This is a genomic window from Sabulibacter ruber (assembly GCF_017355955.1).
In the GTDB taxonomy this organism is placed as follows: Bacteria; Bacteroidota; Bacteroidia; order Cytophagales; family Hymenobacteraceae; genus Nibribacter; species Nibribacter ruber_A.
Genome location: NZ_JAFFID010000104.1, coordinates 1 through 285 on the forward strand (window position 1 = coordinate 1; position 285 = coordinate 285).

Sequence of the window (285 nt, forward strand, 5' to 3'; positions counted from 1 at the left end):
GGCGCTCGAGGTCGCGGCCTCCATGTTGGACACGGGGGAGGGCGACCCGGCCCGGCCCTGGGCCAACATCCTGGTCTTCCATTCCCTGTCCAAGCGGTCGAGTGCGGCGGGCCTGCGCTCCGGCTTCGTGGCCGGCGATCCGGAGCTGATCGCGCTCTTCTCGCGGGTGCGCAGCTATTCCAACGCCGGCATGCCGCTGCCCGTCGTCGCGGCGAGTGCGGCCATGTGGCGCGACGAGGCGCATGTGGAGGAGAACCGCCGCGCCTACCGCGCCAAGTTCGAGGC

At 71.9% G+C, this 285-nt stretch carries 1 protein-coding gene; it reads left to right on the forward strand.

The features are described from left to right. The coding region (locus JT719_RS24635) for an aminotransferase class I/II-fold pyridoxal phosphate-dependent enzyme (protein ID WP_207436430.1) at positions 1-285 on the forward strand (285 nt) is incomplete at both ends.